We start from the raw sequence: 19611 nt of genomic DNA on the forward strand, positions 1-19611 counted from the left end.
TTCTTTTCAAAAACATTAAATTTGTGTATTAAAATAATTTAATGAAATACGTTCTGCTTACTCTTATTTCAGCAATGCTGCTGTCGGTTTCATGGCCAACTTACGGAGTCCCGTTTTTTATATTTTTTGCGCTTGTTCCTCTTTTGATGATGGAGCACGGAATTTCAAAATTTTCAGATTATAAAAGAAAAAGCTGGGCGGTCTTCGGATTATCTTACTTATGTTTCGTGATCTGGAATATTGTCACTACAGGATGGCTATATGGTTCAAAGAACCCTGATGGAAGCCACTCCCTGATGGCAGTTTTATTTCCGGTACTGGTAAATTCTCTTTTATATTCTTTGGTGTTTCAATGTTATCACTGGTACAAAAATGCACAGGGAACATATTGGGGATTAGGATTTCTGATTGCCCTCTGGATGAGTTTTGAAAAATTTCATTTAGGATGGGAATTAACGTGGCCATGGCTGAATCTGGGAAATGTATTTGCAGATTATCCAAAGCTGATCCAGTGGTATGATACTTTAGGAGCAACCGGTGGCAGTTTCTGGATACTGCTGATTAATGTGCTGATTTTTTATACGGTAAGAACCTGGGAGGCCGGAAGAAAGAGAAAAGAACTGATTAAAAACTCAGCTATTGTTGGAGCTTTAATTGTTCTGCCAATGATTATCTCAGTCGTTAAATACAATACTTTTGACGACAAGCCAACCGGCCAGGTCAATGTTCTGATGCTGCAGCCTGACCTGGATCCTTATGCGGAAAAATATTCGAAAGACAGTTTAACAATAGAACAGGATTTATTAGCACTTGCTGAAAAAAACTCAACCGGTAAAATTGATTATTATATCGCACCGGAAACAGCTCTTCCGGGAAGAGGGTCTATTTCTGAAACAGCTTTTGAAAAGAGTGTACTGCTGAACAACATCAAAGGGTTTCTATCCAATCATCCGGGATCTGTTTTTGCAACAGGAATTTCGTCACACCGTTTTTATTATAATCCTGCAGACTTGCCTAAAGAAGCATATCAGATCAACAGTGGTGTCTGGGTAAGCAGTTATAATACAGCCATTCAACTGGTTCCCGGTCAGAAAGTACAGGCTTACCATAAAGGGAAACTGGTTCCGGGAGTTGAAATATTTCCATATATGAATGTTTTAAAACCACTGTTAGGAGATGCCATGCTGAACCTGGGTGGCACTGTAGCCTCTTTAGGAACTGATAAGGACAGAGTTGCTTTTTCAAATCCTTATAACAAAGGAAAGCTGGCTCCTATTATTTGCTATGAGAGTATTTATGGAGAGTTTGTAACAGACTATGTAAAAAAAGGAGCTAATTTCTTAGGTATTATGACCAATGATTCCTGGTGGGGTGTTACAGAGGGACACAAACAGCTTTTATCCTATGCTAAATTAAGGGCTATTGAAACCAGAAGAGAAATTGCCCGTGCTGCCAACAGTGGCATTTCAGCGCATATCAATGCTAAAGGAGAAGTAACCGCTGATACGTTCTATGGTGATCAAACCGCTCTGTTTGCAAAAGTGAACCTGTATGACACCATGACATTTTATACCCGGGCAGGAGACCTTCTTTCAAGGTTTTCCATATTTGCACTAGGATTTTTATTGTTTTACTATCTGATTGAATGGTTCAAAAAGAAAACAAAGAAAGTGTAATTAAACACGAACTGCACAAATCTTTGCACAAATAATTCCAACCTGCATAATCCATTAATTTTTTCGCAGGTCTTATTCCACAAAAAAAGAAAAAGCCAGCTGGACGTCTGGCTTTTCTCATTGATAGAAGATAGAATTGATTCAATTACTTAACCGTAAGTTTCTTTGTGGTTATTTCGTTTTTTATCTTCAGTTTTAATAGATACATTCCTTTAGGTAAATGAGACACATCAATAGATTGATCCCTGTTCAGAGTTATATTTATCTTTTTTCCATCCATTGAATACATTTCAGTTTCTGAAATTTTTTCTCCTTTGATGTACACTCTGTCTGATGCAGGGTTCGGATAGATAACAGGCTGTTTTTCAGATTTTATTTCCGTTGTTCCCAGGACGCTTTGCGCGGAAGCCTCAGAATATACTTTTGATGCATCAATAGATTTCACACTCCAGTATACATTCTGAATGGCCGGATCCAGTTCCAGAAACCATGATGGTGTCGTTACAACATATCGGGCAATATCATAAGCTCCCGGCAAAGATCCTACCATAATTTCATAGCGCAATGCATTCACCGGGGTTTTATCATCCGAGGCTCCGCTCCATGTAAAATTGAATCTACTGCCGTTTCTGGTCAGATTCAGCTGAGTGGGCGCTGTGGGCTTTGCGTTTGCTGCCGTAGAATTATTTTTAAACAACTTGGTTTGCGAAGGCAGGTCGGAAACAGACCAGTCGAATCCGCCTAATAAAATATCCGGATGATGATCATTATTAAAATCAAAAAGCTGTACCAGTCCCGGCCCTCCCAGTTCAGTAATTCCGGAGGCAGCTCCTTCATTAAACTTGTGATTGGAAACATCATATAGATATGTTTTTACAACAGCATTGTAATTTTCATTTCCTGAAATGATAAAATCGTAATAACCGTCATTATTTAAATCCCCTACACTTAATGACATATCTGAAACGTCATTTCCCGGAATTACCTGAGGAATCAATGCCCCGGTGCCGTCATTCATCAGAACAGCCAAATACCCTTCATCATTTCCATCCCTTCCGATTATGACTATATCCTGAAAACCATCTGCATTAAAATCTGCAAAATCTATTTTCCCTGCTGCTATGGGAGGAAGATCCTGGGCAGGAGTCAGAGTTCCAGCCTGATTCATATATACCTTTGATACAGGATTGCCGTTGATATCTGACCCTATAATTACAAGATCAAGAAGGCGGTCATTATTAAGGTCTACCAACTTAAAACTTCCATTCTGAGTTCCATCCACCCAGTTTTCAGTCATAACAAAACCGGCACCTGTATTTTTATAATAATCAAGACTGTTTCTGAAACCGCCACCATGGGCATATTGTGTTCCATTAAGTGCATAATCCGGTTTTCCATCATGATTAAAATCAAAAACATCCAGAGAACCATAAATTTTACCAGGCAGTTCTTCTTCTTTTATAAATCCTGTTCCGGTATTTTTGAATCGGTATTGTTTATAATTAACAACATCCATATAACTAAGTCCGGTAGAGATAATATCCATCAGACCGTCATTATTATAATCAATGAACCTAATATCTCCAAGATGGGTTACATCCGCTCCCAACCCGGCAAATGGCAATAATGTCGTTCCGTTATTCTGATATACTTCATTATAGGTACTGTCTACATTTCCGTCTCCATCAGAATCTATTGCTCCATTAATCACAATATCCAATGTTCCGTTATGGTCTATATCTGCGACATCAGCTGCAGAATAATAAAAATTTTTCATGCCAGTCTGTACCTCTGTAAAATCCTGGGCCATCAGACTGAGCGGTAGCATACAGCATAAAATATAAATCTTTTTCATCCTATTTTTATTTAGATTAATTAAAAACAAAGATAAAATATTAAATAACTTATCGGAAAAAAAGCCCGCATGAAATATATCATCATTGATTATCTGCTGTATCCCAAGGATTCTACTATTTTAAAAAAATCAATATTATTAATCAGCCACTTATTTATAAATATTTTTCAAAAGATTTGCCTATCTAAAAAATTCTTCGTTATTTTGCACTCTCAAATATTATACAAATAAGAACATCGAGATATGTCAAGAATTTGCCAAATAACAGGAAAGCGTGCAATGGTTGGTAACAACGTTTCTCACGCTAATAACAAAACGAAGCGTCGTTTTGAAATTAACTTATTAGAGAAGAAGTTTTACCTTCCGGAGCAAGATAAGCACGTTACACTGAAAGTATCAGCTCATGGATTGAGAGTGATTAACAAGATTGGAATCGAGGAAGCTATTGAAAGAGCTACTAGAAACGGATTGATTAAAAAGAATTAATAAATCATGGCAAAAAAAGGAAATAGAGTTCAAGTAATCCTTGAATGCACAGAGCACAAAGAAAGTGGTATGCCAGGAATGTCCAGATACATTTCTACAAAAAATAAAAAGAACACTACAGAAAGATTGGAATTGAAAAAATACAATCCTGTTCTTAAGAGATCTACCATTCACAAAGAAATTAAGTAATTTATAAATAATAACTTACCATGGCAAAGAAAGTAGTAGCAACCCTACAAAGCGGTCAGTCTAAAAAAATGACTAAAGTGGTGAAAATGATTAAGTCTTCTAAATCAGGAGCTTACGTTTTCGAAGAAAAAGTAATGAATGCTGATGAAGTAGATGGTTATTTGAAAAAATAGTCAGTACTTTATTTACAATATAAAAAACTACTCATATTTTGGGTAGTTTTTTTGTTATCTTTGTGCACCAGATTATTAATCAGTAAAGTATGAGAAAGATACTTGTTCTGGCCTGCACAGTAACTTTTTTATTTTCATTCAGTCAGAAAACAATGAATCCTGTAGAATATAAAAGTTCGCCGAAAGTCTTCAGCATAAGAGGACTCTCACAGTCAGTAAGTATTGACTGCGGAGGTTCTAAAATGATTTTATTATCCGGGCAGGTACCTCTGGATTCTGACGGGAACCTTGTGGGAAATACTATTGAAGAGCAGACAAAGCAGGTTTTCAGAAATATTGAAAACATCCTGAAAGAATATGGAGGTACAGGAAAAGATATTATCAAACTGGTAATCTATACCACAGACGTTACAAAAACACCTGATTTCAGAAAAGTACGGGATTTGTTTGTCAGTCTTCAGACACCCCCTGTAAGCAGTCTCGTGGAAGTGAACAGGCTTTTCAGAGATGACATACATATAGAGGTAGAAGCCACAGCAGTGATTAAAAATAAATAAGAATAAACTAAAACTATGAGTTGGTTTAAAAATATTTTCAAAAAAGAAGAAAAAGAAACCTTAGATAAAGGGTTGGAAAAATCCAGTCAGGGATTCTTTGAAAAAATGACGAAAGCCGTTGTCGGTAAAAGCAAAGTAGATGATGAAGTTCTGGATGATCTGGAAGAAGTACTGATTGCTTCCGATGTAGGCGCATCTACCACTATTAAAATCATTGAAAGAATTGAAGAGCGTGTTGCCAGAGATAAATACGTAGGCGTAAACGAGCTGGATAAAATCCTCCGCGAGGAAATTTCAGGACTATTACTGGAAAACCCTCATGCAGGTACAGGAAATATCGATACTTCCAAAAAGCCATATGTTATCATGGTAGTAGGAGTAAACGGAGTGGGAAAAACAACGACTATCGGTAAACTTGCACACCAGTTCAAATCGGAGGGTAAGAAAGTAGTTCTGGGAGCTGCAGACACCTTTAGAGCTGCTGCTGTTGACCAGCTTACAATCTGGAGTGAAAGAGTGGACGTTCCTATCGTAAAACAAGGAATGGGTTCTGATCCTGCTTCTGTAGCGTTTGATACGGTGCAAAGTGCTGTAGCACAAAACGCAGACGTTGTAATCATTGATACTGCAGGAAGACTTCACAACAAAATCAACCTGATGAATGAGCTTTCCAAGATCAAAAGAGTAATGCAGAAGGTAATTCCTGATGCACCTCATGAAATTCTGCTGGTGCTTGACGGTTCTACAGGACAGAATGCGTTCGAACAGGCTAAACAGTTTACCGCCGCAACAGAAGTAAATGCTTTAGCCGTAACGAAACTTGACGGAACAGCAAAAGGAGGTGTTGTAATCGGTATTTCTGATCAGTTTCAGATCCCGGTTAAATATATTGGTGTAGGTGAAAAAATGCAGGACCTGCAGCTTTTTAATGGTACGGAATTTGTAGACTCATTCTTCAAGAAAAGATGATTTATATCATGTTTTCCCTTATCTTAGTAAACAAATCATTTTTAAATATTAACACTAAAAAAATTTGCAACTATGGGAATACTAACATGGATCTTATTCGGTCTTATTGCAGGTGCCATCGCTAAAATGATCATGCCTGGGACTCAGGGAGGAGGATGGCTAATCACTATTATCCTGGGAATTCTGGGAGCATTTGTAGGAGGAGCTATAGGAGTTTACATTCTGCATTGGGGAGATGTCACTTCATTCTGGAATCCGAGAAGCTGGATTCTTTCAATCGGAGGAGCTTTGATCATTCTCTGGATTTACGGAATGGCCACAAAGAAAAGCTGATAGTAAGTAACACTAATAAAAAATAAAATCCCGGATCTGAAATTTCAGGTCCGGGATTTTTGTATACAATATAAATTTAGTTAGTTGTTGATTCTAATCTGATATGGCATTTCCATTTTTACCTCAGACTGTAATTTTTTGTCTGTGATCTGCTGTAAAATCTCATAGTTGGATTTCCCTATTTTGTTTTTGATAATTCTTGCAGATACATCTTCTTCGTTCAGATCTTTGAAAATTTGCTCAAACGGTGACATTCTCTTAGGAAAGGCTTCTACATGATAAGATTTCAGTCCTGCCTTCTGTGCGGCGAATTTCACGGCGTCATTCAAAGTACCTAGTTCATCCACTAATCCTATTTGTTTAGCACGGACACCGCTCCATACTCTACCTCCTCCTACATTATCAATCTGCTCAAAAGTTTTCTTTCTGTTCTGAGTCACAAAATGTACAAATCTCTTATATGTTCCTTCTACACTTCTCGTCATCATATTAACACCGTAAGGAGTCACTCCGTTTAATCCTGAATAATACATAGAATTCGCATTGGTAGAAACAATATCCCCACGGATTCCGTTTTTAGCCGCAATATCTTTATAATAAGGCATCACACCGAAAACTCCGATGGATCCTGTAAGTGTATTGGCCTCAGAATAGATTTTATCTGCTGCCATCGCTACATAATATCCTCCAGACGCTGCATAATCCCCGAAAGAAACTATGAGAGGTTTTTTCTTCTTCAACTGCTGTAATTCAAATAAGATCTCATCAGAAGCATTCGCACTTCCTCCTGGAGAATTGATCCTGAAAACAACCGCTTTCACTTTATCATCATCCTGAAGTTTTTTAATATACTTCACATATTTTTCTGAGTGGATATCACTATATTCGTCCCCATTATTGATAGATCCTGAAGCATACAATACCGCTACCTTTTCACCGGATTTATCTTCATCCGAATAAGAATTGATATAGCTCGTCAGAGAAATCTTATTCAGCTTCTCTTTATCTTTTACGTTGAGCTTTGCTTTAAGGAGATCTTCGTATTCTGATTTCTGGATCAGTTTATCTGCAAGCCTGTATTTTAAGCTTTGTTCAGGAATCATTCCGTATAAACTGTCTGTAATGGTTCTGAACTGAGCGGTATCAATTTTTCTGGAAGCAGCCATTTTACCTGAAGTATTTTTCCAAAGGTCATTGAGAAGAGTACTTAGCTGCTCTTTATTTTCAGGAGAAATATCATTTCTTAAAAAAGGTTCTACAGCAGATTTGAATTTACCGTGGCGGATCACCTCAATCCCGATTCCATATTTATCAGCAAAAGCTTTAAAGAATGTAACCTCCGTAGAAAGACCTTTCAATTCAATCCCCCCCGCCGGATGCAGATAGTACTTATCTGCCACAGATCCCAGATAGTAAGCGGACTGTGATACTCCGTTTCCATAAGCATATACAAACTTTCCGCTTTTCTTAAAATCTTCAATGGCATTTCTGAGATCATCAATCTGGGTAAGTCCTGCATATAAATCATCGGCTTCAATGCTGATCCCTTTAATATTATCATCAGTCTTTGCTTTATTAATAGCTTCCAGTGCATCATATAAAAGAACACTTTTATTTTGGGCACCGATGCCGAACAACCCCATCTCTTCTTCAGTAGGACTGTCAATGATATTTGTCTTTAAATTAATCGTAAGAACCGAGTTCTTTTTCACCGCTACCGACTTGTCATTCCCCATTGCACTGAATACAAGCATCATGATGAAAAAGATGAAAAATACAGCGCAAAGTATGATAATTGCTACTATATTTGCCAAAACATTTTTGAAGAAACTTCTCATAAATCAATCAATTTTCCAATATGTCGCAACATAAGGTCATTTTGTTACTAGGAAGTAACCTGGGAGAGCAAAAAAAAAATGTAGAGCTTGCACTAAGAGAAATAGAAGCTGCCGGAAATCACATTTCACAAACCAGCGAATATTTAATGTCTGATCCCGTAGAATTTGCCAGTTCCAATATTTTTTGTAATATTGCAGCAATAATATTCACACATCTTTCACCAATTCAACTGCTTGATTGTATTAAGAATATAGAAGTTAGAATGGGAAGAATTAATGATTCAAAGATATCCGGAGGTTATACTGACAGGATCATAGACATTGATATCATTAAATATAATGAATTGAATTTTAAATCAGAAAGATTAGAAATCCCTCATAAAAAACATCTTTTTGAAAGGGATTTTTCCAGAGTATTATTAAAGGATTTTATTAAAACATAAAACATATAGTATGAAATTAGGTTTATTATTATTGGCTACATCACTGCCAATTGCAGCTTTCGCTCAGAACAGCAGCACTACAGTAAACTCTTCCACAGAGTACCCTAATACATTCTCCTCAGGATCCGCTAATGTACAACCTTTTGACAATAAAGCCAGACGCTTCAGAGACTGGTCTATTTCTGTTGGAGGAGGGGCTGCATTTATGGTACATTCCGATTTAAAATCTATCCGTAAGGATAAAACCAATTGGGGTTACAATGCCTATGTAAGCGTAGACAAACAAATCACACATACATTTGCCTTAAGCGTAATGTATATGAGAGGAGAAACGAAACAGACAGCACAGCTTCCTGGTGCTGCAGGTGTAAAATCCGGTGTAGCAACAGCAACAACACAGTTTGACAATATCTCTTTATTAGGAGACATTAACTTTTCAAATCTATTCAGAAGAGTAGATAACCACTCCCCTTACAGATGGGCATTCCATGGATATATGGGAATTGGGGTTCAGGGATTCAGAACGTCTTTACATGACAATGATGAATTCAGATGGAGCACTACTCCAAGAAGAACTCCTTTATTTATCAAACAGGATATTGATATCAACTCTATCTTCTATCAGGGAGGACTGGGAATCAAATATAATGTTTCGAAACTTATTGACGTTGAAGCAAGAACCATGTACATCATCAGTGGTGATGATGAGTTCGATGGTGGAGGATGGGCAGGTCCTAATGACTATGATCCTTCTACTCCAGGTTCAAAATATAACATGCTAAACCCTAGAAGATCTGATAATGCCTGGACAGTAAGTTTAGGAGTCTCTTTCAAATTAGGAAAGCAATTATCTCACCTGGCATGGCATGATCCACTTCAGGAAGCTTATTACAGAACGAGCGTTCTTGAAAATGCCTCTACTGATCTTGTTGTTTGTGAAAAAGGAGATGCCGATAATGATGGAGTATGTGACGATTGGGACAGACAGCTTGACACTCCTGCAGGAGCAAGAGTAGATGGTGCCGGAGTTGCTTTGGATATGGACCTAGACGGAGTTATTGACCTTTATGATAAGTGTGTAACTGTGCCAGGACCTGTTGAAAATAACGGATGCCCAATTAAATAATTAAAAAATTCTTTTTCCAGAAGAAATCAAATAATAATACACGATGAAATTAAGTTTAGCAATTGTTGCATTTGCTTTAGCCATTCCTATGGCCAGTTATGCACAAGACTCAACGGCAGATTCAGGCGGAAAATATCCTAATACATTTTCTTCAGGGTCTGCAAATGTTTCCCCATTCACCAATCAGTCCAAAAGATTCAACGATTGGTCTGTTTCAGTAGGAGCTGGAGTTCCGCTTCTTCAGTCAGCAGATTTGACCTCTATTAAAAATGGTAACGGTAAAAACCTTTTTGGATATTCAGCGTATGTGAGTATTGATAAAGCAATTACCCATGCTTTCGGGATCAATCTGCAATATGACAGAGGGGAAACCAGACAAGGATGGTTCAATACTAAAGATTCGGCACCAGACGCATCAGCTGTAGGAGCCAGAACCCAGTATGACGCCATTTCAATCTTAGGAGACATTAACTTTTCCAACCTATTAAGAAGAGTTGATAATCATTCTCCTTACAGATGGGCACTTCATGGATATGCAGGTGTAGGTACTATTGCTTACAGAGCATATCAGAAAGATGGTACTAATAGACAGACATTAATGACTGAGGTTAAACCTTTCCAGTTAGGTTCTATGTTCTTCCAGGCAGGTACAGGTCTGAAATTCAAAGTGAACAGAAGAATTGATATTGAAGGCAGATTAATGTATGTCGTAACCGGTGATGACGAATTTGACGGTGGCGGTGATGCATACAGCGCTATCAACAAGCGTTCTGAACAGGTTTCTGACAATTTCTTCAACGCTACTTTAGGTCTTTCTTTCAAGCTTGGAAAACACGAGTCTCACTTGATGTGGCATGATCCGCTTCAGGAAATCTATTACAAACTTGATGTATTGGCAAATAAAAACCAGGATATCGAAGTATGTAAAAAAGGAGATGCTGATAACGACGGGGTATGTGATGATTGGGACAGACAGCTTGATACTCCTGCAGGAGCAAGAGTGGACGGAGCCGGAGTTGCCCTTGATACCGACCTGGATGGCGTAATTGACCTTTACGATAAGTGTGTTACAGTTCCGGGACCTGTTGAAAACAATGGTTGCCCAATCGTTAAAAAAGATAACAAAGAAACTGCTGTAGAAGTAGAAAAAACCCTTAAAGACATTTACTTTAATTTCAACAAAGCGACCATCAGACCTGAATCTAATGAGAAACTGGATCTGGCAGCTTCAATTATTAAAGAAAACGGAGGTAATTACCTGTTAACAGGTCATACAGATATTAAAGGAAATGCTGCTTACAACCTGAGACTCTCTAAAGAAAGAGCTGCTGCTGTAGTAGGAGCTTTAGAAAGCAGAGGAATCAACGAAAATGTATTAAAATCAAGAGGTGTAGGTTCTGCAGAAGCAACTATCCCAGCGTCTGCTTCAGATGCTGAAAGGATGGCAGACAGAAAAGTTACTGTAAGATTTATAGAAAGTTCAGAATGGGATTCTATTAAAAAGAAAGACTATGAAGATGCTCCTGTAAAAAAATCAGTAAAAAAAGTTCAGCCTAAGAAAAAGAAGAAATAATTCTCATAATACACCATAAACCGAAAAGAATTGTTCTTTTCGGTTTATTTTTTTTCTACTACGAATTTTTTTACATACCTTTATCATTATTTTTAGGGTAACTGGCCTGAAACGCATTAGAAATCAGCAAGTTTATTTTGAAAAATAATAATACAAAATCACTTTTTAGCGTAAAAAATCATTTAAAATAACTTAACTTAAAAAAATAACACTATGAAATTAAGTTTAGCAATTGTTGCATTCGCTTTGGCAATTCCTTCTGCCACTTATGCACAAGACTCAACGGCAGTTTCAAAAGGAGAATATCCTAATACATTTTCTTCGGGATCTGCTAATGTTTCCCCATTCACCAATCAATCCAAAAGATTCAACGATTGGTCTATTTCTGCCGGGGTGGGAGTTCCGCTTCTTCAGTCAGCAGATTTGACCTCTATTAAAAATGGTAACGGTAAAAACCTTTTTGGATATTCAGCGTATGTGAGTATTGATAAAGCAATTACCCATGCTTTCGGGATCAATCTGCAATATGACAGAGGAGAAACCAGACAAGGATGGTTCAATACTAAAGATTCGGCACCAGACGCATCAGCTGTAGGAGCCAGAACCCAGTATGACGCCATTTCTATCTTAGGAGATATTAACTTTTCCAACCTATTAAGAAGAGTTGATAATCATTCTCCTTACAGATGGGCACTTCATGGATATGCAGGTGTAGGTACTATTGCTTACAGAGCATATCAGAAAGATGGTACTAATAGACAGACATTAATGACTGAGGTTAAACCTTTCCAGTTAGGTTCTATGTTCTTCCAGGCAGGTACAGGTCTGAAATTCAAAGTGAACAGAAGAATTGATATTGAAGGCAGATTAATGTATGTCGTAACCGGTGATGACGAATTTGACGGTGGCGGTGATGCATACAGCGCTATCAACAAGCGTTCTGAGCAGGTTTCTGATAACTTCTTCAATGCTACTTTAGGGGTTTCTTTAAAGCTTGGAAAACACGAGTCTCACTTGATGTGGCATGATCCGCTTCAGGAAATCTATTACAAACTTGATGTATTGGCAAATAAAAACCAGGATATCGAAGTATGTAAAAAAGGAGATGCTGATAACGACGGGGTATGTGATGATTGGGACAGACAGCTTGATACTCCTGCAGGAGCAAGAGTGGACGGAGCCGGAGTTGCTCTTGATACCGACCTGGATGGTGTAATTGACCTTTACGATAAGTGTGTTACAGTTCCGGGACCTGTTGAAAACAATGGTTGTCCTGTAGCAACAACAGGACCAGTAGTGGAGACAGAAACTAAACTGGAAGGAATTGAGTTTGACTTAAATTCTGACAGAATTTTACCTTCAAATACTCCAATCTTAAATAATGCAGTAAACTATATTAATTCTTCAAATGGTTCTTACAATGTAATCGGAGCTACTGATACTAGAGGTACTGATGCTTACAACCAAAAACTATCTGAAAGAAGAGCAAACAACGTTAAAAATTATCTGATCAAAAACGGTGTTCAGACAGGTAAACTACAGGCAATAGGAAAAGGTGAAAAAGACCTTAAATATCCTGAGTGTGAGCCGGCAACGAAGTGTCCTGAATGGAAAAACAGAGCCAACAGAAGAGTATATTTCGAAGCTAAATAATAAACTTATTGATATATTATATGAAAGTCACGCCTGGCGTGACTTTTTTTGTCCCAATTCTTTGCTTATTTTTACATCATGATTTCTCCGCAGGATTTTCAAAAGCTAAAATATGATACTCTTAAGTATTTCTGGGGTTATACCGGCTTCAGGGATTCTCAGGAAGAAATTATCAATGCAGTAATCAACGAAAAAGACACTCTGGTTCTGTTACCTACCGGAGCAGGAAAATCCTTATGTTATCAATTACCAGCCTTATTAAAAGAAGGAACCTGCCTTGTAGTTTCTCCTTTGCTGGCACTGATGAAAGACCAGGTCAACCAGCTTAAATCCCGGGGTATAGAAGCAGAATATCTTTCTTCCGAACTGGATGAATATGATGCTGAAACAATTTATGACCGCTGCAAGGAAGGACTTACAAAATTACTCTATGTCTCTCCCGAAAGACTTACCAATACACAATTTATTCAAAATATGGAGGAAATTCAGTTATCCTTCATAGCTGTGGATGAAGCCCACTGTATTTCGGAATGGGGACAGGATTTCAGACCAAGCTATCAAAATATTAAAGGATTCAGAAATAATAACCCTGAAATACCTTGTCTTGCTCTCACTGCAACTGCTACGCCAAAAGTACTGGAAGAGATTAAAAATAAATTGGAATTAAAAAATCCTTTTGTTTTTCAAAAAAGTTTCAAAAGAGAGAATATTAAAATTTTCACAGATGAAGTATCTGATAAATTTCAGCGGGTTTTTGATATTTTAAAATACAGCAACGATTCAGGAATTGTCTATGTAAGAACCAGAAAAGAAGCTGAGCTGCTGGCAGAATTCCTGAAAAAAAATCAACTGAAAAATGTGGATTATTTTCATGCAGGATTAACCACTAAAGAAAAAAATGCAAAACAGAATCTCTGGAACAACAGTGACAATCATGTGCTGATTTCTACCAATGCCTTTGGAATGGGTATTGATAAAGACAATGTCCGTTTTGTTATTCACTACTCCCCTGCCGCATCCCTGGAAAACTATTATCAGGAAATTGGAAGGGCAGGAAGAGATGGAAAAGACAGTTTTGCCTTCATGCTCTGGAACAAACAGGAACTATTGAATTTCGATCAGGTTTTAAAAAACCAGACCCCAAATAAGGCTGAATTTCTGAAGATTGTAAGTTATCTCTACTCAATTTTTCAGGTAGCAGAATTTGAACTTCCTGAAAAAACATTTCAATTGAATAGCCTCAGTATACAGAATTTTACAAAGCTTTCGAAAGCGAAGATCAGCAATGTACTTAATTTTCTGCATAACCAGGAGATTGTCTACTATAATGATAATAAAAGTCTGTCTTCGATCGAGCTTTTTATCAAAGCTGATGAGATTGATCAGTTGCCACAAAAGGATGCTCATTTTATAGAACTTCTTTTCCGTACTATATCGGGAATTACGACCCATAAAGTCATGTTCAGTGAACAGCAGGTAAGCAACAAAATTAATGTGAGCGTTCCTTTAATCAAAGAAAGGCTGAAAGAAATGCAGCAGAAAAATTATCTTGAATATATTGATGGAGCACTTTCCAGCATAAAGTTTCTAAGACCCCGTGATGAAAGGGCTGTGAACAGTACTTACTGGAAATTATTTGAACATATTCAGAGGAATAAAATCCAGAAATGGGAAGAAATGAAATTTTATGCAGAAAATAATGATTACTGTAAAATGAAGCTCATTCTTGCTTATTTCGGTGAGAAAAATTCAAAAAACTGTGGTCAGTGTTCAGTCTGTGAGAAAAATAAACAGTCTATTTTTGGGAAAAACATTTCCCAGCAGATCATTAATTTATTAGCAAAAAAATCTGCTACTATTGAAGAATTGTCTATACAGCTAAGCTATCATCCTAAGGAGAATATATTGGAAAATCTGATCTACCTCTTAGATTCAGGAAAGATAAGAATGCTGAATTTCAGAACCTATGCACTGAATCATGAGTAATGGGCAGAATATGAAGTAGTCATAATTCCATCCTATCTTTAAAACTCTCCCACTCTCATACTCTACAACTCCCTATCCTCAAACACTAATACCTTCCATCTCTCAGATCAAAAACTTATCTTTGCGGTATGAAATCATTGAAAGTCGTTTTTTTAGGAACTCCTGAGTTTGCAAAAACTTCTTTGGAGGCGATCCATCAGTCTCACCATCAGGTGGCAGGAGTTGTAACCGTTGCTGATAAAGCCAGCGGACGCGGACAAAAAATTCACCAATCACCGGTAAAAATCTATGCAGAAGAAAATAATATTCCTGTTTTCCAGCCGGAAAAATTAAGAAATCCGGAATTTTTAGAAGAACTAAGAAAACTGGAGGCTGATGTTTTTGTAGTGGTTGCATTCAGAATGATGCCCAAAGTTCTTTTTGAAATGCCTAAAATGGGGACTTTTAATCTTCATGCTTCATTGCTTCCTGACTACAGGGGTGCTGCTCCTATTAACTATGCGGTCATCAATGGAGAAGAGAAAACAGGAGCAACAACGTTCTTTATCAATGAAAAAATTGACGAAGGAAATATTCTCCTTCAGCAGGAATTGGAAATTTTACCCGATGAAAACGCAGGAAGTCTTCATGACAGACTGATGGAAATGGGTGCAGGACTCGTCGTAAGAACATTAGATGGCCTGGCTGAAAATGCTATTGAAGAAAAACCTCAGCCACAGGTAGAACATCCTAAAAATGCCTATAAAATTTTCAAAGAAGATACCCGGATTAATTGGAACCAGTCTTCAAAGGCTATTCATCAGTTTATCCTCGGAATGTCTCCTTATCCTGCTGCTTTTACTACGTTAAAGATAGAAAATGAAGAAAAGGGATTAAAGATATTCGGAGGAAAGTTTGAACTTGCTGACCACGGAAAGCCAGCTGGAACACTGGATATTTCAAAGAATGAGTTTAAAATCTATACCGAGGATGGAATTTACTATCCGATAGAACTTCAGTTGGAAGGAAAAAAAAGAATGATGGTAAAAGATTTCCTGAATGGTTTCCGAAACTTTGACGGAATCACCTTAAATTAAAGAATGATATCTTATCAGATAATCAAATATAAAGTCCCAGAAGTATTTACAGCTTCTGGGATTTTTAATTAGTAGCGAGTAAAAACCGATTATCGGTTACTGACAATTTTCTTCCTGATCCTGCTTATAAATTCAGGAGTTACTCCAAGATAGGCAGCAATCTGAATATTCGTAAGCCGGTGAGCTGTTTGTGGATAATCCTTTAAAAATTCAACATAACGTTCATCTGAAGGTTTACTAAGATTATCAATAATTCTACGTTGCAACGCTATAATGGATTTCTGAAATTTAAGCCTCATCAGTCTTTCAATCTCTGGCATTTCAGCATACAGTTTTTCTTTTTCCTTTTTGGGAATCATAAGGATCTCACTATCTTCAAGTGCCTGGATATTGAGCTTTGAAGGAATACAGTTCACAAAACTGTCAATATCTGAGATCCACCAGCTTTCAATTCCAAAATACAGTATTTGTTCTGCAGCATTATGATGGGTGTGAAAAACTTTAAAACAGCCACTGAGAACGAATCCTTCAAATTCACAGATCTCTCCTTCTTTTAAAAGGAATTCTTTTTTCTTTATTTTCCTAAGATTAAAGGCGCTGCAGTATTTCTCCAGCTTTTCATCTGAAATATCAATATATCCCCGGATGTGTTTTTTTAAAAGTTCAGTCATAGGCTAAAAATAAAAAAGGTTTAGAAAAATCCTAAACCTTATTTTTTGTGTTGCCAACTACCATTTATTATAAAATAAATTTTCTATTGGCTGTTCATTTACTATAGCTGTACCATCTCAGTAACCTCTACATCATATCCTCCAACCTGAGGTTTGATATTTGGGTTTTGAGTGATTACTTTAAACTTATTGATCCCCAAATTCTTTAAGATTTGCGTCCCGATTCCGTAATCTCTGTAATTATAAGCTAACGTAGGGTGCTGCTCCTGCCCGTCCTGATAGTTCAGGAACTGCTGAAGTTTTCTCAAAGTATTTTCAGAATTGGAAACATTGTTAATAAAAATAATTGCTCCTTTTCCAGCTTCATTTACGATATTGGTTACTTTTTCCAGTAAGGGTTTCTCACCATTGTTCAATCTTGTCAATACATCGAAATAAGAATCTGAAGACTGTACTCTTACCAGAACAGGCTCATCAACAGTCCAGGCTCCTTTTGTTAAAGCGAAATGGATCTGTTCATTGGATGTTTCCCTGAAAGCATAGAAATCAAAATCTCCATAATGTGTTTTTACTTTTCTTTCTTCAATTCTTTCAACCAGATTACCTTTTTTAAGCTGATAATGGATGAGGTCTTCGATAGAAACGATCTTCATGTCATGCTTTTGAGCAAAAGCATGAAGTTCAGGCAGACGTGACATCGAACCATCTTCGTTCATAATCTCACAGATTACTCCTCCTTCTTTTAAACCTGCCAGGCTGGTAAGATCAATAGCTGCTTCCGTATGTCCTGCTCTTTTCAATACTCCTCCTTTTCTTGCTCGAAGCGGGAAAATATGACCGGGTCTCATAAAATCTGTAGGTTTGGATTTTTCATCCATCAGCGCTAAAATTGTTTTTGCTCTGTCTCCTGCAGAAATTCCTGTAGATGTTCCGTTTCCTAAAAGGTCCACAGATACGGTGAAAGCCGTTTCCTTAGGATCGCTGCTTCTGCTTACCATTACTTCAAGCCCAAGCTCATCACATCTTTTTTCAGGCAGCGGCATACAGATCAGCCCTCTTCCGTGAAGAGCCATAAAATTGATAATTTCCGGCGTTGTCAGTTCTGCTGCGCAAAGAAAATCACCTTCATTTTCTCTGTCTTCATCATCTACTACTATGATTATTTTACCATTTCTAAGGTCTTCAATAGCCTCTGGAATAGTATTTAATTTAATATCGGACATTTTTACTTTTTATTTGTGCAAAGATACTCATAAAAATAAGCATCTGCCAATTAATTATGGATGGTTTATTACGCTTTGGATAGAGAGTCTGCTGCCTCTCTGAAAATCTCATAAGATCTTAATCTTTTCTGATGGTCATAAATATGGGAATTGATCATTAGCTCGTCTACCTGAAATCTTTCCTGGAAATTTTTAAGCTTTTCCTGAATTTCTGCCTGATCACCAATAAAAGTATATCTCAGTTTCTGTAAAACCATAGATTTTTCCATGGGCGACCAGATTTCATCCATATCATCTACCGGAGGCGCGAAAGGTTTTCTGTCGTTTCTTACAATATTGATGAAGGCCTGGAATAAAGTAGTGGAAATTTTATGGGCTTCTTCCGAAGTCTCCGCAGCCACACCGTTTACGCAGGCAATGATATAAGGTGTATCTAAATATTTTGACGGCTCGAAATGTTCTCTGTATATTTTAAATGCCATTTCCATCTGTTCCGGGGCGAAATGTCCTGCGAATGCATAAGGCAGACCAAGTTCTGCAGCAAGCCATGCACTGTCTGTACTGGATCCCAGAATATACAGAGGAATATCCAATCCTTCTCCGGGAATCGCACGAACCATTGCATCTGAATTTTCTTTGGAAAAATATCTTTGAAGCTCAAGAATCTGTCTGGGAAACTGCTCGTTGATAATCGCCGGATTTCTTCCTAATGCTTGTGCCGTTAAACCATCTGTTCCCGGAGCTCTTCCCAATCCCAGATCGATTCTTCCCGGGAAAAGAGATTCTAAAGTACCGAATTGTTCTGCAATGATCAGAGAACTGTGGTTGGGAAGCATAATTCCACCAGAGCCTACTCTGATCCTTTTCGTTCCATTGGCAATGAAACCTATCAAAACGGAGGTTGCTGAGCTTGCAATACTCTCCATATTGTGATGCTCTGCCAGCCAGAATCTTTTATAATTTAAATTTTCAGTATATTTTGCTAATGATAAGCTGTCCTGAAATGTATCGTGAATGCTTTTCTCCTGCTTTACTGGAGCAAGATCTAAAACAGAAATTTCAAAATTTTTCATAGTGAGAGGTTCATTTTTCTTTGGTCTCAAAAAACCAAACAAATTTAAAACATAAAAACTGCATTAGTTACTTTTTGTAATTAATAAAACCGATCAATCACTTCAGGGAAAAACTATTGGAATTCAATTTTATTTTATCTGATTTTATTTATAGAATTTTAAGTAAATTGTCCATGTATAAAAAAGCATGAAACCAAAAATAATGTATATCGAAAACAAATCCTTCGGGCATCACGGGCCGGCTTGGATTGGTTTTGTAGAATTTTCAAAATCCGGACAAACAGTTTATTTCAATAACAAAGCCATCAAAAAGCTCAAAAACCCAGGAATCTATGCCAATCATTTTGATATAGAAACCGGAGAAGAGTATTGGATTTCGAGTGTAAAGAAAAATGGACAGGACAGACATCAGCTTGGGGGTGGAAAAATTATGATTGATAAAAATTCAATTGATGAATACCTGAAACTGGTAAGATTTACAACTATTGATGAAAAGCATTTTGAAATTGTTGAATTCACCAAAACAGATAAAAGCAGATTTAATACAATAGAAAATACAGAAACTGAGTTCAGAAACGAAAGTTATTATGCTACTTTTTACGACAATAATCGGAGAAAATTAATCTTAGATACTAAAATTAAATAACAGAGAATCTGACAAAACTGATGGTGAAAAATTCCAATAAAATTTTATCAGGAACTCCGATCCTG

19 protein-coding genes are annotated in these 19611 nt (G+C 37.2%); 14 read left to right on the forward strand and 5 right to left on the reverse strand.

Annotated features, from left to right (window positions below):
• Positions 1-41: 41 nt before the first annotated feature.
• Positions 42-1676: an apolipoprotein N-acyltransferase gene (lnt, locus tag AC3FI7_RS12205; protein WP_343659680.1), complete on the forward strand. Its 1635-nt coding sequence runs from the start codon at positions 42-44 to the stop codon at positions 1674-1676.
• A gap of 145 nt (positions 1677-1821) precedes the next feature.
• Here lnt and AC3FI7_RS12210 read toward each other — a convergent pair whose 3' ends face one another.
• Positions 1822-3531: a T9SS type A sorting domain-containing protein gene (locus AC3FI7_RS12210; RefSeq protein ID WP_491460209.1), complete on the reverse strand. Its 1710-nt coding sequence runs from the start codon at positions 3529-3531 to the stop codon at positions 1822-1824.
• 243 nt (positions 3532-3774) lie between these two features.
• Here AC3FI7_RS12210 and rpmB point away from each other — a divergent pair, with 243 nt between their 5' ends.
• From rpmB to AC3FI7_RS12240, 6 genes are all read left to right on the forward strand, one after another.
• Positions 3775-4017 carry a 50S ribosomal protein L28 gene (gene rpmB, locus AC3FI7_RS12215; protein WP_002976757.1) on the forward strand — a complete coding sequence of 81 codons (243 nt, stop codon included), beginning with the start codon at positions 3775-3777 and terminating at the stop codon, positions 4015-4017.
• A gap of 6 nt (positions 4018-4023) precedes the next feature.
• A complete protein-coding gene (gene rpmG / locus AC3FI7_RS12220; RefSeq protein ID WP_002976756.1) occupies positions 4024-4206 on the forward strand; it encodes a 50S ribosomal protein L33 in 183 nt (60 codons plus the stop codon).
• Between the two features lie 20 nt (positions 4207-4226).
• Positions 4227-4379: a DUF4295 domain-containing protein gene (locus AC3FI7_RS12225; protein ID WP_073175385.1), complete on the forward strand. Its 153-nt coding sequence runs from the start codon at positions 4227-4229 to the stop codon at positions 4377-4379.
• 89 nt (positions 4380-4468) lie between these two features.
• Entirely contained in the window at positions 4469-4936 is a 468-nt protein-coding gene (locus AC3FI7_RS12230) for a RidA family protein (protein WP_491460210.1), read from the forward strand.
• A 15-nt stretch (positions 4937-4951) separates the two neighbouring features.
• The gene (gene ftsY / locus AC3FI7_RS12235; protein WP_002976753.1) at positions 4952-5905 is read left to right on the forward strand and encodes a signal recognition particle-docking protein FtsY; all 954 of its coding nucleotides are present in this window, start codon (positions 4952-4954) and stop codon (positions 5903-5905) included.
• A 72-nt stretch (positions 5906-5977) separates the two neighbouring features.
• On the forward strand, positions 5978-6238 hold the full coding sequence (locus tag AC3FI7_RS12240) for a GlsB/YeaQ/YmgE family stress response membrane protein (RefSeq protein ID WP_047425902.1): 261 nt from the start codon (positions 5978-5980) through the stop codon (positions 6236-6238).
• A gap of 80 nt (positions 6239-6318) precedes the next feature.
• Here the strand turns inward: AC3FI7_RS12240 and sppA are convergent, their stop codons facing one another.
• Complete coding sequence (sppA, locus tag AC3FI7_RS12245) at positions 6319-8076, reverse strand: signal peptide peptidase SppA (protein ID WP_491460211.1); 1758 nt, start codon at positions 8074-8076, stop codon at positions 6319-6321.
• Between the two features lie 20 nt (positions 8077-8096).
• Here sppA and folK point away from each other — a divergent pair, with 20 nt between their 5' ends.
• The 6 genes from folK (at position 8097) to fmt (ending at position 15933) form a co-directional block, all read left to right on the forward strand.
• Positions 8097-8519, forward strand: a complete 423-nt coding sequence (gene folK, locus AC3FI7_RS12250) for a 2-amino-4-hydroxy-6-hydroxymethyldihydropteridine diphosphokinase (protein WP_491460212.1) — start codon at positions 8097-8099, stop codon at positions 8517-8519.
• Positions 8520-8529: 10 nt separating this feature from the next.
• Positions 8530-9645 (forward strand): OmpA family protein, encoded by a 1116-nt coding sequence (locus AC3FI7_RS12255; RefSeq protein ID WP_142723931.1) that lies wholly within the window; start codon positions 8530-8532, stop codon positions 9643-9645.
• A 43-nt stretch (positions 9646-9688) separates the two neighbouring features.
• Complete coding sequence (locus AC3FI7_RS12260; RefSeq protein WP_491460213.1) at positions 9689-11218, forward strand: OmpA family protein; 1530 nt, start codon at positions 9689-9691, stop codon at positions 11216-11218.
• 213 nt (positions 11219-11431) lie between these two features.
• Positions 11432-12871, forward strand: coding sequence for an OmpA family protein (locus AC3FI7_RS12265; protein WP_142723930.1), 1440 nt, complete (start codon positions 11432-11434; stop codon positions 12869-12871).
• 78 nt (positions 12872-12949) lie between these two features.
• Positions 12950-14857: a RecQ family ATP-dependent DNA helicase gene (locus tag AC3FI7_RS12270; protein WP_491460214.1), complete on the forward strand. Its 1908-nt coding sequence runs from the start codon at positions 12950-12952 to the stop codon at positions 14855-14857.
• 128 nt (positions 14858-14985) lie between these two features.
• Positions 14986-15933: a methionyl-tRNA formyltransferase gene (gene fmt, locus AC3FI7_RS12275; protein WP_491460215.1), complete on the forward strand. Its 948-nt coding sequence runs from the start codon at positions 14986-14988 to the stop codon at positions 15931-15933.
• 89 nt (positions 15934-16022) lie between these two features.
• Here fmt and AC3FI7_RS12280 read toward each other — a convergent pair whose 3' ends face one another.
• The 3 genes from AC3FI7_RS12280 to AC3FI7_RS12290 form a co-directional block, all read right to left on the reverse strand.
• On the reverse strand, positions 16023-16604 hold the full coding sequence (locus AC3FI7_RS12280) for a Crp/Fnr family transcriptional regulator (RefSeq protein WP_491460216.1): 582 nt from the start codon (positions 16602-16604) through the stop codon (positions 16023-16025).
• A 101-nt stretch (positions 16605-16705) separates the two neighbouring features.
• Complete coding sequence (ribB, locus tag AC3FI7_RS12285; RefSeq protein WP_291899468.1) at positions 16706-17827, reverse strand: 3,4-dihydroxy-2-butanone-4-phosphate synthase; 1122 nt, start codon at positions 17825-17827, stop codon at positions 16706-16708.
• Between the two features lie 68 nt (positions 17828-17895).
• Complete coding sequence (locus AC3FI7_RS12290) at positions 17896-18900, reverse strand: LLM class flavin-dependent oxidoreductase (RefSeq protein ID WP_491460217.1); 1005 nt, start codon at positions 18898-18900, stop codon at positions 17896-17898.
• A 187-nt stretch (positions 18901-19087) separates the two neighbouring features.
• On the opposite strand from AC3FI7_RS12290, the gene AC3FI7_RS12295 reads away from it, so the two are divergent.
• A complete protein-coding gene (locus AC3FI7_RS12295; protein ID WP_491460218.1) occupies positions 19088-19546 on the forward strand; it encodes a hypothetical protein in 459 nt (152 codons plus the stop codon).
• The last annotated feature ends 65 nt before the right edge of the window (positions 19547-19611 follow it).

It is taken from the genome of Chryseobacterium sp. TQ-BC-N36 (assembly GCF_058382295.1).